We start from the raw sequence: 14,096 nt of genomic DNA on the forward strand, positions 1-14,096 counted from the left end.
CCTAGTAAGTCCCCATTGGCGAGAAAAGTCGGTCTTGGGATGTACGGGCTCCGGCGGCGAGCGACAGGTCGCTCGCCCGTTCCCGCTCCAGCATCCGGCGCAGAGGACCGTCGACCCCGGCCAGCACCGCGTACGGACCGCGCTGCACAGTCCGGCCCTCGTCCAGGACCACCACCTCGTCCACGGCGTCAAGACCGCGCAACCGGTGGGTGATCAGAACGGTGGTACGACCCTCGGTGGCCCGCAGCAGATCGTCGGTGAGCGCGTCCGCCGTGGCGAGGTCGAGGTGCTCGGCCGGCTCGTCGAGGACGAGGACGGGGAAGTCGGCGAGGAGTGCCCGGGCCAGCGCGAGGCGCTGCCGCTGACCGCCGGAGAGCTTCGATCCGTGTTCGCCCACCATGGTGTCGAGGCCGTCGGGCAGCCCGTTCACCCAGTCGAGGAGCCGGGCCCGGCCGAGAGCGGCGCGCAGGTCGTCGTCGCTCGCGTCGGTACGGGCCAGGCGCAGGTTCTCGCGCAGGGAGCTGTCGAAGGTGTGCGCGTCCTGGGCGCAGAGCCCGACGAGGCGGCGGACGTCGTCACCGCCGAGCGCCGCAGCGTCCACCCCGCCGAGGCGGTAGGTTCCCGCGTCGGCGTCGAGGAAGCGCAGCAACACCTGGGCGAGCGTGGTCTTCCCGGACCCGGAGGTGCCGACGACGGCGACCCGCCTCCCGGCCTCCAGGGTGAGCGCGAAACCGGCGAGCGCGTCCCGCTCCTGCCCGGCGTGCCGGGCGGAGAGACCGGCGACCTCCAGCGGGAAGGGGCTCCGCGGCGGCGCGGCGGGGTGCTCCGGCTCGTGTACGGGAAGAGGCGCCTCGAGCACCTCGTACACCCGCTCGGCGCTCCGCTTGACGCGCTGGCGGTACTGGACGGCCAGCGGGAGGCCGATGACGGCCTCGAACGCGGCGAGCGGGATGAGGACGACGACCGCGAGACTCACACCGTCCAGGCGACCGTCGCGGACGGCCTGGACACCGACGAACGCGGCGGCGGCGACCGTCAGACCGCAGGCGAGCGCGGACAGACCGGCGCCGAGCGCGGTGGCGGCTGCCTGCCGGGAGGCGATGGCGGTGAGGGTGCGGTCGGCGGTACGGGCCTTGTCGACGCGGTGGCGCAGGGCGCCGGCGACCGTCAGTTCCGCGCAGCCCCGCAGGAGGTCGGCGACCGTGGTGGCGAGGGCGCCGCGGGCGGGGGCGAGCTGCCGCTCGGCCCGGCGGGCGAGGACACCGCTCAGCGCGGGGACCGCCACGGCCGCGGCCAGCAGACCGGCGGCGAGGACCGCCCCGGCCTCGGGCAGGAGCCAGGTGGTGAACCCGACGGAGCCGGCGCCCACGACGAGCGCGGCGCCCACGGGGAGCAGCCAGCGCAGCCAGTAGTCCTGGAGGGCGTCGACGTCCTGGACGAGCCGGGAGAGGAGGTCGCCGCGCCGGGTGCGGCGCAGTCCGGCGGGGGCGATGCGCTCCAGGCGCCGGTAGACGGAGACCCGCAGCTCCGCGAGCATCCGCAGCACGGCGTCGTGGGAGACGATGCGCTCGGCATAACGGAAGACGGCTCGACCGATGCCGAACGCGCGGGTGGCGGTGACGGCCATCATCAGATAGAGCACGGGCGGCTGTTCGGAGGCGCGGGAGATGAGCCACCCGGACACCGCCATCAGACCGACGGCCGACCCGAGCGTCAGGCTCCCGAGGAGCAGGGCGAGCCCCATCCGCCCCTTGAGCTCCCCGGCCATGGCCCGCACGCGACCGAAGAGACCGCGGCCTTCCTGACCTGCGGGCTCGACGCCCTCGGCGATGGTGCCCCCGTCGGTGATCGTGCCGCCGTTGCCGGACCGGGCGGCCGCCCCCCACGTCTCCCCGGCGAGGTCGTCGCGCTCGGCGGCATCGACACGACCGGCACCGTCGACGCGAGCCGGCCCCGCGGCCGCCGCAATCGCCGGGGTCAGCTCCACCACACGGTCGGCGACCGCGAGCAGCGCCGGACGGTGGACGACCAGGAGCACCGTGCGGCCCACCGCGAGGCGGCGTACCGCGTCGACGACGGCCGCTTCCGTCTCACCGTCGAGCGCGGCCGTCGGCTCGTCCAGGAGCAGCACGGGCCGGTCGGCCAGGAACGCCCGCGCGAGGGCGAGGCGTTGACGCTGCCCGGCCGAGAGCCCCCCTCCGTCCTCGCCCAGGACCGTCTCCACACCGTCCGGGAGTCCGGCGACGAAACCGTCCGCACCGGCGTCCCGCAGGGCCTGCCGTACCGCCGCGTCGGAGGCATCCGGCCGGGCCAGGCGGACGTTGTCCGCGATCGTGCCCGCGAAGAGATACGGCCGCTGCGGCACCCAGGCGATCCGCGACCGCCACTCCGCCAGGTCCAGCGACCCGAGCGCGCGGCCACCGACCCGAACCGTGCCGCCTTCCTCGGGCACCGCGAATCCCAGCACCACATCGAGCAGCGTCGACTTGCCGACGCCGCTCGGGCCCACCAGCGCCACCGTCTCGCCGGGCTCCACCACCAGCGAGGCCGCGTCGAGCGACGGCTCGGCACGCCCCGCATGACGGACGGTCACGTTCTCCAGCTCAAGGCGCGGGGACGACGGGGGCGCCGACACGGCGCCACCCTGCCGTACCGGCGTCTCCAGTACGTCGAAGATCTCCTCCGCGGCGGCGAGTCCCTCCGCCGCCGCGTGGTACTGCGCCCCGACCTGCCGGATCGGCAGATAGGCCTCGGGCGCCAGGATCAGGATGACCAGCCCCGTGTAGAGGTCGAGATCACCGTGGACCAGCCGCATGCCGATACCGACCGCGACCAGCGCCACCGAGAGGGTCGACAGCAGTTCCAGGGCGAAGGACGACAGGAACGCGATCCGCAGCGTCCTCATCGTCGCCCGCCGGTACTCGGTCGTGATGGCGCGGATCGATTCGGCCTGGGCCTTCGCCCGCCCGAAGACCTTGAGCGTCGGCAGCCCGGCCACCACATCGAGGAAGTGCCCCGAGAGCCGTGACAGCAGCTTCCACTGCCGGTCCATCCGGGCCTGGGTGTACCAGCCGATGAGGATCATGAAGAGGGGAATGAGGGGCAGGGTGACGACGATGACCGCCGCCGACACCCAGTCCTCCGTGACGATCCTCGCCAGGACCGCCACGGGGACCACGACCGCGAGCCCCAGCTGCGGCAGATACCGCGAGAAGTAGTCGTCGAGCGCGTCCACTCCCCGGGTCGCCAGCGCGACCAGCGAGCCGGCCTTCTGGCCGCTGAGCCACCCCGGTCCCAGCGCCGCCGCCTGCTGGAGCAGCCGCCCGCGCAGCTCAGACTTGACCGCCGCACCGGCCCGATGGGCGGCCAGCTCGGTCAGCCAGGAGACCAGCGCCCGTCCGCCCGCGACCCCGGCGAGCAGGAGCAGCGGGGTGGTCAGCACGGAGACCGACAGCCCCTTCTGGAAGGCCCCCACCACCACCTCGGCGATGAGCATCGCCTGGGCGACGACCAGCGCCGCCCCGACCAGGCCGAGAACCACGACCGCCGCGAGAAAGAGACGGGTGGCCCGGGCGTAGCGGAGCAGACGCGGATCGATCGGTTTCACGTGAAACATCCCCTACTCATGCACAGCACTCATGCACGGTGCTCATGAACGGTTCTGATGGGCGTTTCAATGGGCGGCGTCGGCGATGTGCTGCGTGCCGATCCGCTTGCGGAACACCCAGTAGGTCCACCCCTGGTAGAGCAGCACCAGCGGGGTCGCGATCGCCGCACACCAGGTCATGATCGTGAGCGTGTACGGGCTCGACGACGCGTTCGTGACGGTGAGGCTCCACGCCGGATCGAGCGAAGACGGCATCACGTTCGGGAAGAGCGTCAGGAACAGCATCGCGAACGCCGCCGCGATGGTGACACCCGACAGCGCGAACGACCAGCCCTCACGCCCCGCCTTGATCGCGCCGATCGCACCGACCAGCGCCGCCACGCTCACGACCAAGGCGACCAGGCTCCCGGTGTCGCCCTTGTCGGCCTGCGTCCAGAGCAGGAATCCGAGCGCCAGGACGGCGGTGGCGAGCCCCAGCTTCAGCGCGAGCGCCCGCGCCCGTACCCGGATGTCCCCGACCGTCTTGAGCGCGGCGAAGACGGCACCGTGGAAGGTGAAGAGGCCGAGCGTGACCAGGCCGCCGAGGATGGTGTACGGGTTGAGCAGGTCGAAGAGGGTGCCGACGTACTCCTTCCGCTCGTCGATCTTCACTCCGCGCACGATGTTGCCGAAGGCAACGCCCCAGAGCACGGCGGGGATGAGGGAGGTCCAGAAGATGGCCTGTTCCCAGTTGCGCTGCCAGTTCTCCTCGGGCCGCTTCGCCCGGTACTCGAAGGCCACACCGCGCACGATCAGGCAGACCAGGATGAGCAGCAGCGGCAGGTAGAACCCGGAGAAGAGCGTGGCGTACCACTCGGGGAACGCGGCGAAGGTCGCGCCGCCGGCGGTGAGCAGCCATACCTCGTTGCCGTCCCACACGGGGCCGATCGTGTTGATCAGCACCCGCTTCTCGGTGCGGTCGCGGGCGAGCAGCTTGGTCAGGACTCCGATGCCGAAGTCGAAGCCTTCGAGGAAGAAGTAGCCGATCCAGAGGACGGCGATGAGTACGAACCAGACGTTGTGAAGTTCCATGCCTCGGTCTCCTGAGCCTCAGTACGAGAAGGCCATGGGCCGGTCGGGGTCGCGGTCGTCCCCGCCGATCTTGGTGGGCGGGTTGAGGTCGGCCTCCGTGAGTTGGGGCGGTCCGGCCTTGACGTACTTCACCAGCAGCCTGACCTCGATCACGGCGAGCACGGCGTAGAGGAGGGTGAAGGCGATCATCGACGTGAGCACCTCGCCCTGCGAGACGCCGGGGGAGACGGCGTCCCTGGTGCGCAGTACGCCGTACACCACCCACGGCTGCCGGCCCATCTCGGTGAAGATCCAGCCCCAGGAGTTGGCGATCAGAGGGAAGGCCATGGTCCACAGGGCGACGATCCAGTACCAGTTGGTCAGGCGGGGGCTGAGCGCCTTCCCCTTGAACAGGACGAGGTTCGGCACCTCGTCCTCACCGGTCCGCATGCCCGGCGACAGCAGGAACTTCTTACGGGTCAGCCAGAGACCGATCATGCCGATGGTCAGCGAGGCCATGCCGAAGCCGATCATCCAGCGGAAGCCCCAGTAGGCGACCGGGATGTTCGGTCGGTAGTCGCCGGGGCCGTACTTCTCCTGCTCGGCCTTGTTGACGTCGTTGATGCCGGGGACATGCGAGGTCAGGTCGCCGTTGGCGAGGAAGGACAGCAGGCCCGGGACCTCGATGGCGACCTTGTTGTGGCCCTTCTCGACATCGCCGTAGGCGAAGATCGAGAAGGGTGCGGGTGCCTCGCCGTCCCAGAGCGCCTCGGCGGCGGCCATCTTCATGGGCTGCTGCTTGAACATGACCTTGGCGAGCAGGTCGCCGCTGATGGCCGTGCCGAGTCCGGCGATGATCAGGGTGATCAGACCGAGCCGGAGCGAGGTCCGCATCACCGGAACGTGCTTCCTGCGCGCCAGGTGGAAGGCGGCGATACCAACCATGAACCCGCCGCCGACCAGGAAGGCGGCCGTCATGGTGTGGAAGAACTGAGTGAGGGCGGTGTTCTGGGTGAGCACGAGCCAGAAGTCCGTGAGCTCGGCCCGGCCGCGCTCCTCGTTGATGCGGTAGCCGACCGGGTGCTGCATCCAGGAGTTGGCCGCCAGGATGAAGTACGCGGAGAGGATGGTGCCGATCGACACCATCCATATGCAGCCGAGGTGGATCTTCTTGGGCAGCTTGTCCCAGCCGAAGATCCACAGGCCGATGAAGGTCGACTCGAAGAAGAAGGCGATCAGCGCCTCGAAGGCGAGGGGCGCGCCGAAGACGTCACCGACGAAGCGCGAGTAGTCGGACCAGTTCATGCCGAACTGGAACTCCTGGACGATGCCGGTGACCACACCCATGGCGATGTTGATCAGGAACAGCTTGCCCCAGAACTTCGTCGCCCTGAGGTACTTCTCCTTCTCCGTCCGTACCCAGGCGGTCTGGAGACCGGCGGTGAGCGCGGCGAGGGAGATCGTCAGAGGGACGAAGAGAAAGTGGTAGACGGTGGTGATGCCGAACTGCCAGCGCGCCAGTGTCTCTGGCGCCAGAGCGAGGTCCACGTCGTCTTCTCCTTACATCGCCGTGGTCACAGGGAGCGGGCGCTCCTCAATCCCACCCATCCCGGGATGAACCCTCACGCTTGTGAAAGCGTTCACATTCACAAGCAATTATGACTCATGCGAAATCCGTACGTAAGACCGGGGCCCCCTACTCGATGGTCACCCCTTCCCCAGACCTTCAACATATTGTTGAATCGGGGCCATGGACCTTCAGATCCGTATTTCCTGGCCGGCCGGGCACACCACGGCCACTCTCGACGAAACCCCCACGAGCAAAGCGCTCGTGGGGGCTCTACCGATCTGCTCCACCGCCCGGACCTGGGGCGAGGAAGTGTATTTCGACACACCTGTCTCGGCGGCCGTCGAAGCCGACGCGCGACAGGTGGTCGAGCCGGGCACCGTCGCCTTCTGGACCGAGGGCGACGCGCTCGCGCTCCCCTACGGCCCCACCCCGATATCCCGGGGCGATGAGTGCCGGCTCGCCAGCCCGTGCAACCTCCTGGGCGCACTGGACGGCGACCCGCGCGTGCTGGCCACCGTCAGGGACGGTGACCCCATCCGCGTGGAGCTGGTGACGGACTAGCGTCTGTCGTTCGGATCCGCCGGATCAGGGCCTGCTACCGGCCATTCCGGAAGCTCTCCGCCGTCTTCAGGAACAGGTCGTTCGCCTCGCACTCACCGATCGTGACGCGCACGCCCTCACCCGCGAACGGCCGCACCACCACGCCGTGCCGCTCGCACTCCGCCGCGAAGTCCACCGTCCGCTCACCGAGCCGTAGCCAGACGAAGTTCGCCTGGGTGTCCGGAACGGTCCAGCCCTGGGCCACGAGCCCCGCGTGGACCCGCTCGCGCTCGGCCACCAGCGAGCCGACCCGCCCGAGCAGTTCGTCCTCCGCACGCAGCGACGCCACCGCCGCGTCCTGCGCCACCTGGCTCACCCCGAAGGGCACCGCCGTCTTGCGCAGCGCCGCGGCCACCGGCTCGTGCGCGATCGCGAAGCCCACGCGCAGCCCCGCCAGGCCGTACGCCTTGGAGAACGTCCGCAGCACGGCCACGTTCGGGCGGTCGCGGTAGAGCTCGATGCCGTCCGGGATGTCGGCGTCGCGGACGAACTCCCGGTACGCCTCGTCGATCACCACCAGGACGTCGGCGGGCACCCGGTCCAGGAAGCGCTCAAGCTCGGCCCGGCGCACCGCCGTGCCCGTGGGGTTGTTGGGGTTGCAGACGAAGATCAGCCGGGTCCGGTCGGTGATCGCCTCGGCCATCGCGTCGAGGTCGTGCACCTCGCCGTCGGTCAGCGGCACCTGCACCGGGGTGGCCCCGCTGATCAGCGTGATGATCGGGTACGCCTCGAAGGACCGCCAGGCGTAGATGACCTCGTCACCCGGGCCGGCCGTCGACTGGATCAGCGACTGGGCGATGCCCACCGAGCCGGTGCCGGTGGCCAGGTGCGAGATGGGGACGGCGAAGCGGTCAGCGAGCTCCTCCATCAGACCGGTGCAGGCCATGTCGGGGTAGCGGTTGAAGTTCGCGGCCGCGGCCAGCGCGCTCTCCATCACGCCCGGCAGCGGCGGATACGGGTTCTCGTTGGAGGACAGCTTGAAGGCGACCGGGCCACCCGCGGCGGCCGGCTTGCCCGGCTTGTAAGTGGGAATGCCGTCCAGCACGGCGCGCAGCTTCGGGCCGCCCGCGCTCGTCCCGCCGGCTCCGCCGGCCGCCTCGCCGGCCGCGCCGGTCTCGCTCACTGCGCTCACTGTGGTCCTCCTCGACCGTCCGTACCACCAATGCTCCTCACCTTATGAGGATTCGCCTCCGCTGCGAATGGGCTGTGGACAACGAACGCCGACGACCTGTGGAAAACAGAAGAGAGCGCGGAGACGGGTGGCGTGCGCCGGTGGCGCGCGCCGTGGCGCGCGTCCCCCGTAGAGGTGAGTTGAGACCTCTTCGAGACATGGCCCCCTGGGCAGGCTCATGCGCGCCGACAGTCAGAGATCAACCCAGCAGACCCCTAATAGCCTTGCTTTCCAAGGTAGTTGACGCCTATTGATCATGCAGAAACGTGTCTGTCAACGAGTGCATATGCGACCGGCCCAACCACCGGCCCTCGCCCTACTATCGGCTCGCCATGACAGCAGCAGGGAAGCACCAGGTGAGCCGGGCACAGACCCGGGGAAGCCGGCAGGGCAGAGCGGGCATCCGGGATGTGGCCGCCGCCGCCGGGGTCTCCATCACGACTGTCTCCGACGCACTCAATGGAAAGGGCCGGCTCCCGGACGCCACCCGCCGCCACGTTCGCGAGGTCGCAGACCGGCTGGGCTACCGCCCGTCCGCGGCTGCTCGCACCCTCCGTACCGGCAAGTCGGGCCTCATCGGCCTGACCGTGACGACGTACGGGGATGAACCTTTCACCTTCACCGAATTCGCGTACTTCGCGGAGATGGCCAGAGCCGCCACCTCGGCCGCGCTCGCCCGCGGCTATGCCCTGGTCATCCTGCCCGCCACCTCCCGCCACGACGTCTGGTCGAACGTCGCCCTCGACGGGACCATCGTCATCGACCCCTCCGACCACGACCCGGTCGTCGCCGAGCTCGTCCGCCAGGGCCTGCCCGTCGTCTCCGACGGGCGCCCCGCCGGCACCCTGCCGGTCACCGCCTGGGTCGACAACGACCACGAAGCCGCCGTCCTCGACCTCCTCGACCATCTCGCCGCCGCCGGCGCCCGCCGGATCGGCCTGCTCACCGGCACCAGCACCGACACCTACACCCGCCTGTCCACCACCGCGTACCTCAACTGGTGCCAGCGGGTCGGACAGGACCCCGTGTACGAGGCCTACCCGGCGCACGATCCGTGCGCGGGCGCCGTCGCGGCCGACCGGCTGCTCGCCCGCCCCGATCGGCCCGACGCCGTGTACGGACTCTTCGACCCCAACGGGACCGACCTCCTGGCGGCCGCCCGCCGCTACGGACTGCGCGTACCGGACGACCTCCTGCTGGTCTGCTGCAGCGAGTCGACCGTCTACGCCAACACCGACCCGCCCGTCACGACGCTCTCGCTCAAGCCCCGCCGGATCGGCACGGCCGTCGTCCAGCTCCTCATCGACGCCATCGAGGGGACCGAGACCGACCGACCGGTCGAACAGGTCATACCCACCGAACTCATCGTCCGTACGTCCTCCCAGAGGCGTCCACCGCGGACGACCGTCAGTCCGCCCCGCTCCCCCTCGACGGACTGAGAGAACCTGTACCTGCCGTGGTTCGGCCCAAACCATGGGTCGACCCGGCTCTCACCCTGGCCTGGACCTTCTCAATTCGGGCGAAACAACCGGTGAACCCGGAGTGGACCCGGATTCACCACCCCTGGTGCGTCACACAGGAGGACCCTCATTCCTATGATGGGCGCACGACACCGCGGACCACCCCGACCAGGCCGGTCCGCGATGTGCAGGGCATCGCGACGGTGGTGGAGGGGTCGATGACTCAGGGGGCCGGGCAGGAACCCGTGGTGCGCACGGCGACATTGCGGGACTTCCGCGTACCGCCGTACGCCCGGGTGCCCGTGCAGGGCCACGCCGTCGAACCGCCCACCGGAGCCCCGGGCTTCCCGGCAGCCGCCGAAGCCGCAGCACCGACCGGCTCCCACGCCGCGCCCGGAACTCACGCCGCACCAGGAACTCCCGGCGTGCCCGGCGTACCGCCCGACCCGACGCTCCACCTCGGCCATGCCCCGATGGGCCGGCCCCAGGGCGGCCACGAGGAGCCCGGCTCCTCCATCGTCGCCGTCGCCACCGGACACCCCGGCAACGCCTTCCCCGAGGACGACCTCCCCGAGGGCTACACCCCCACCGAGCGGGACCTCCCGATCATCAACCGCGGCGACACCGTCCAGGTCCGGGTCGACCAGGACCCTGTCCCCGCCCCCGCGCCGGTCCCGGCGGCGGGCGAGGGCCCCGGCCCGCTCTACGTCGTCGGCGACGTCCACGGCTATCTCGACGAACTCCTCGACGCCCTGCGCGCGCAGGGCCTCATCGACGAGAACGGCGCCTGGGCCGCCGGAAACGCCCGTCTGTGGTTCCTGGGCGACTTCACCGACCGCGGCCCCGACGGCATCGGCGTCATCGACCTCGTCATGCGCCTCTCGGCCGAGGCCGCCGCCGCCGGCGGCTACTGCAAGGCCCTGATGGGCAATCACGAGCTGCTGCTGATCGGCGCCAAACGCTTCGCCGACACCCCCGTGAACTCGGGCGCCGGCACGGCCACGTTCCAGGCCGCCTGGCTGCTCAACGGCGGCCAGAAGTACGACATGGACCGGCTCCAGGACGTCCATCTGCAGTGGATGTCCCGGCTGGACGCCGTGGTGGAGGAGGACGGGCACCTCCTCATGCACTCCGACACCACCGCGTACCTCGAGTACGGCAGCACCATCGAGGACGTCAACGAAACGGTCCACGAGATCATCAACCGGAACGACGCCGACGAGGTCTGGGACCTCTTCCGGAAGTTCACCAAACGCTTCGCGTTCCGTGACGACACGGGCCCCCAGGCGGTACGGGAGCTGCTCGCCACCTACGGCGGCCGCCGTGTCGTGCACGGTCACAGCCCCATCCCGTACCTCCTCGGCCAGGTCGGCACGGAGGACGGCGACGGCCCGTCGGAGCCGGTCGTCGACGGCCCGCACGTGTACGCCGACGGTCTGGCGATCGCCATGGACGGCGGTGTGACCATGGCCGGAAAGCTTCTGGTCGTCCAACTCCCCCTGGGCGGCTGAGGCATAACCCTGCGCATCCGGGAAGGGCGATTTCGGGAAACCCCCTGTCACCCTGTCCCGTAACCGCAATACCATCGGCTCATCCGTAGCAGGCTCTCCTCCGTTTCCGCCCAACTGCCCGTGAACCGCGGGTGGCCCGGCCCTACGGAGCATCGGGGGATGCACATGAACGTGGCTCCGCACCTGCTGACCGAGGACCGCGCCGAGTACGAGCGCATCCTCGACGACGCACTGCGTAACGCGCACACACGTCCGGAACTCGCCGAGGTCGGGAAACGGCTCACGGCCGAACAGCTGCGCACGATGGCGTTGAACGCGACGGCGCTGATCACCACCGCGGCGGCGACCGAGTACGACCACTACGTGAAAATCCGCGAAGAGGGACGCTCACCGAGCGGTACGAGTGTCATGGGCGCCGTCCTCGGCGCGGACGGCGACGGCGCGAGCGGTGGCCCCGGCGCCGGTGTCGTCGCGATCGTCACGGTCCTCGCACCCGTGCTCGCCGGCACGGCCGCGGTGATCTTCCTGCTGGTCGGAGCCGTACTGAAGACACTGGCCCCGACACTGGTGTTCGCCGAGACCCTGTGGACGGCGGGCTGGTTCTTCGGCGCCGTCGCGGCGGCCGGGCTGCTCTGCGCGGCCGCCGGACTCCTCATCACCGCGCTGCGCAACACCGCCACGGAGGTGGCTGCGGCGGGACCCGCCCCCGAAGGGGACGACGAGCTGTCACGGGCCAGGGAAGCCTGGCGCCACGCCCTGCTGGAACGGGGAATCCTGCCGTTCCTGCGCGACGCGCTGGCCCATCCCGGCGTGACCCGGCCCGCCTCGTCGCCGCGACCCCTGCCGACCTCCCGCATACCGAAGATCGGCTACAGCGGCCCGCAGTTCTCCAGCCCGGGCGAGGGCGCGTCGGGCACCCGTCCGACGTTCAGCAGCCCCGACTTCAGCAGCCCCGACTTCGGCCCGCCGGAGAACCGACCGGAGTGACGCCGCGGAACCAGCCGGAGTCAACGCCGGAAGGACGGCACTCCGACCGAACCCCGGAGGAACGGCGGGCGAGCGGAGGGCGGGACGGACGGACCGGGCGGACCCGCGACTCCCCCGGGGCCGCGGGTCCGCCCGGTGTTCTTCGGGTCAGTCCGCCAACGGGAGATAGACCCGGTTGCCGGAGGCGGCGAACTCCTTGGACTTCTCCGCCATACCGGCCTGGATCTCGTCCGACTTGAGGTCGCCGCCGTGCTCGCGCCGGATGTCCTGCGAGATCTTCATCGAGCAGAACTTCGGACCGCACATCGAGCAGAAGTGCGCGGTCTTGGCCGGCTCCGCGGGCAGCGTCTCGTCGTGGAACTCACGCGCCGTGTCCGGGTCGAGGGCCAGGTTGAACTGGTCCTCCCAGCGGAACTCGAACCGCGCGTCCGACAGCGCGTCGTCCCACTCCTGCGCCCCCGGGTGCCCCTTGGCCAGGTCGGCCGCGTGCGCCGCGATCTTGTACGTGATGACGCCGGTCTTCACGTCGTCGCGGTTGGGCAGACCCAGGTGCTCCTTGGGCGTGACGTAGCAGAGCATCGCCGTGCCCCACCAGGCGATCATCGCGGCGCCGATCCCGGACGTGATGTGGTCGTAGGCGGGCGCGACGTCGGTCGTGAGCGGGCCGAGGGTGTAGAACGGCGCCTCCTCGCAGATCTCCTGCTGGAGGTCGATGTTCTCCTTGATCTTGTGCATCGGGACATGGCCCGGGCCCTCGATCATCGTCTGCACGTTGTGGCGCTTGGCGATCGTGTTCAGCTCGCCGAGCGTCCGCAACTCCGCGAACTGCGCGTCGTCGTTGGCGTCCGCGATCGAGCCCGGGCGCAGACCGTCGCCCAGCGAGTACGTGACGTCGTACGTCGCCAGGATCTCGCAGAGCTCCTCGAAGTTCGTGTAGAGGAAGTTCTCCTTGTGGTGCGCCAGGCACCAGGCGGCCATGATCGAACCGCCACGCGAGACGATGCCGGTCTTGCGGCGCGCGGTCAGCGGCACGTACGGCAGCAGTACGCCGGCGTGGACGGTCATGTAGTCGACGCCCTGCTCGGCCTGCTCGATGACCGTGTCCTTGTAGATCTCCCAGGTCAGCTCCTCGGCCTTGCCGTCGACCTTCTCCAGGGCCTGGTAGAGCGGCACGGTGCCGATCGGCACGGGGGAGTTGCGCAGCACCCATTCGCGGGTGGTGTGGATGTTGCGGCCGGTGGACAGGTCCATGACCGTGTCCGCGCCCCACTTGGTCGCCCACGTCATCTTCTCCACCTCCTCCTCGATGGAGGAGGTGACGGCGGAGTTGCCGATGTTGGCGTTGACCTTCACCAGGAACCGCTTGCCGATGATCATCGGCTCGATCTCCGGGTGGTTGACGTTCGCCGGGAGCACCGCGCGGCCCGCGGCGATCTCCTCCCGTACGACCTCGGGCGAGACGTTCTCGCGGATGGCGACGTACTCCATCTCCGGGGTGATCTCACCCCGGCGGGCGTACGCGAGCTGGGTCACCGCCTGGCCCCCGCGGCCCCGGCGGGGCTGGCGCGGGCGGCCGGGGAAGACGGCGTCGAGGTTCTTGAGCCCCCCGCGCGGCGAGGTGTGCTTGATCCCGTCGTCCTCGGGGCGGACCGGGCGGCCCGCGTACTCCTCGGTGTCGCCGCGGCTGATGATCCAGTTATCGCGCAGCGGCGGGAGGCCCCGCCGTACGTCGGTGTCGATGGTGGGGTCGGTGTACGGACCGGACGTGTCGTACAGCGTCACGTCCTTGCCGTTGGTGAGGTGCACCTGGCGGACCGGCACACGGAGGTCGGGGCGGGAGCCCTCGATGTACCCCTTGTGCCAGCCCGGCGTGCGCTCGGCCTGGCCGTCCTGGCTGGTGGCAGGCGTGCGTGCATCCTGAATGGTCATGAGACCGATCTCCCTACGCCGGCATTACCCGGTAACAGGTTCGGCGGTCGGCGCAGCCTCTTCCCGTACGTGCGTCAGTACGCGCGCGTACGGTGATCAGCGCCCTCTCAGCCCGGTGCTCCGAGCTCCCGCGTGTGCAAAGGTGCCACCACGCTAGCGTCAACCCGGGCGTGCTGAACAGTGGGCCCCCGCCGTTCTTGCGATGATCGGT

Annotated in this window: 9 protein-coding genes and 1 riboswitch; of the genes, 4 read left to right on the top strand and 5 right to left on the bottom strand. The window is 70.1% G+C overall.

Annotated features, from left to right (window positions below; genetic code table 11):
• Window position 1: 1 nt before the first annotated feature.
• The 3 genes from cydD to ACIRB4_RS19190 form a co-directional block, all read right to left on the bottom strand.
• Window positions 2-3,607, bottom strand: a complete 3,606-nt coding sequence (gene cydD / locus ACIRB4_RS19180; RefSeq protein WP_403292661.1) for a thiol reductant ABC exporter subunit CydD — start codon at window positions 3,605-3,607, stop codon at window positions 2-4.
• 66 nt (window positions 3,608-3,673) lie between these two features.
• On the bottom strand, window positions 3,674-4,678 hold the full coding sequence (gene cydB, locus ACIRB4_RS19185; RefSeq protein WP_403292662.1) for a cytochrome d ubiquinol oxidase subunit II: 1,005 nt from the start codon (window positions 4,676-4,678) through the stop codon (window positions 3,674-3,676).
• An 18-nt stretch (window positions 4,679-4,696) separates the two neighbouring features.
• Entirely contained in the window at window positions 4,697-6,205 is a 1,509-nt protein-coding gene (locus tag ACIRB4_RS19190; RefSeq protein WP_403292664.1) for a cytochrome ubiquinol oxidase subunit I, read from the bottom strand.
• Between the two features lie 202 nt (window positions 6,206-6,407).
• Between ACIRB4_RS19190 and ACIRB4_RS19195 the strand changes: the two genes are divergently transcribed.
• Window positions 6,408-6,788 carry a cyclophilin-like fold protein gene (locus tag ACIRB4_RS19195; RefSeq protein WP_403292665.1) on the top strand — a complete coding sequence of 127 codons (381 nt, stop codon included), beginning with the start codon at window positions 6,408-6,410 and terminating at the stop codon, window positions 6,786-6,788.
• A 34-nt stretch (window positions 6,789-6,822) separates the two neighbouring features.
• On the opposite strand, the gene hisC is transcribed toward ACIRB4_RS19195, so the two are convergent.
• Window positions 6,823-7,950, bottom strand: coding sequence for a histidinol-phosphate transaminase (hisC, locus tag ACIRB4_RS19200; protein ID WP_403292945.1), 1,128 nt, complete (start codon window positions 7,948-7,950; stop codon window positions 6,823-6,825).
• Between the two features lie 380 nt (window positions 7,951-8,330).
• On the opposite strand from hisC, the gene ACIRB4_RS19205 reads away from it, so the two are divergent.
• The 3 genes from ACIRB4_RS19205 (at window position 8,331) to ACIRB4_RS19215 (ending at window position 11,956) form a co-directional block, all read left to right on the top strand.
• On the top strand, window positions 8,331-9,437 hold the full coding sequence (locus ACIRB4_RS19205) for a LacI family DNA-binding transcriptional regulator (protein WP_403292666.1): 1,107 nt from the start codon (window positions 8,331-8,333) through the stop codon (window positions 9,435-9,437).
• Between the two features lie 224 nt (window positions 9,438-9,661).
• Window positions 9,662-10,969, top strand: coding sequence for a metallophosphoesterase (locus ACIRB4_RS19210; RefSeq protein ID WP_403292947.1), 1,308 nt, complete (start codon window positions 9,662-9,664; stop codon window positions 10,967-10,969).
• 159 nt (window positions 10,970-11,128) lie between these two features.
• Window positions 11,129-11,956, top strand: a complete 828-nt coding sequence (locus ACIRB4_RS19215; RefSeq protein WP_403292668.1) for a hypothetical protein — start codon at window positions 11,129-11,131, stop codon at window positions 11,954-11,956.
• Window positions 11,957-12,103: 147 nt separating this feature from the next.
• Here the strand turns inward: ACIRB4_RS19215 and thiC are convergent, their stop codons facing one another.
• A complete protein-coding gene (gene thiC, locus ACIRB4_RS19220; protein WP_403292670.1) occupies window positions 12,104-13,885 on the bottom strand; it encodes a phosphomethylpyrimidine synthase ThiC in 1,782 nt (593 codons plus the stop codon).
• Window positions 13,879-14,027, bottom strand: a riboswitch (TPP riboswitch). (Overlaps the previous gene by 7 nt.)
• Between the last annotated feature and the right edge of the window lie 69 nt (window positions 14,028-14,096).

Source organism: Streptomyces sp. NPDC093600 (assembly GCF_044764755.1).
Classification (GTDB): domain Bacteria; phylum Actinomycetota; class Actinomycetes; order Streptomycetales; family Streptomycetaceae; genus Streptomyces.

Excerpts from the sequence above, each read along its gene's own strand:
- cydB (WP_403292662.1), bottom strand. The coding sequence starts at position 4,678 with ATGGAACTTCACAACGTCTGGTTCGTACTCATCGCCGTCCTCTGGATC.
- ACIRB4_RS19195 (WP_403292665.1), top strand. The coding sequence starts at position 6,408 with ATGGACCTTCAGATCCGTATTTCCTGGCCGGCCGGGCACACCACGGCC.
- ACIRB4_RS19205 (WP_403292666.1), top strand. The coding sequence starts at position 8,331 with ATGACAGCAGCAGGGAAGCACCAGGTGAGCCGGGCACAGACCCGGGGA.
- ACIRB4_RS19215 (WP_403292668.1), top strand. The coding sequence starts at position 11,129 with ATGCACATGAACGTGGCTCCGCACCTGCTGACCGAGGACCGCGCCGAG.
- thiC (WP_403292670.1), bottom strand. The coding sequence starts at position 13,885 with ATGACCATTCAGGATGCACGCACGCCTGCCACCAGCCAGGACGGCCAG.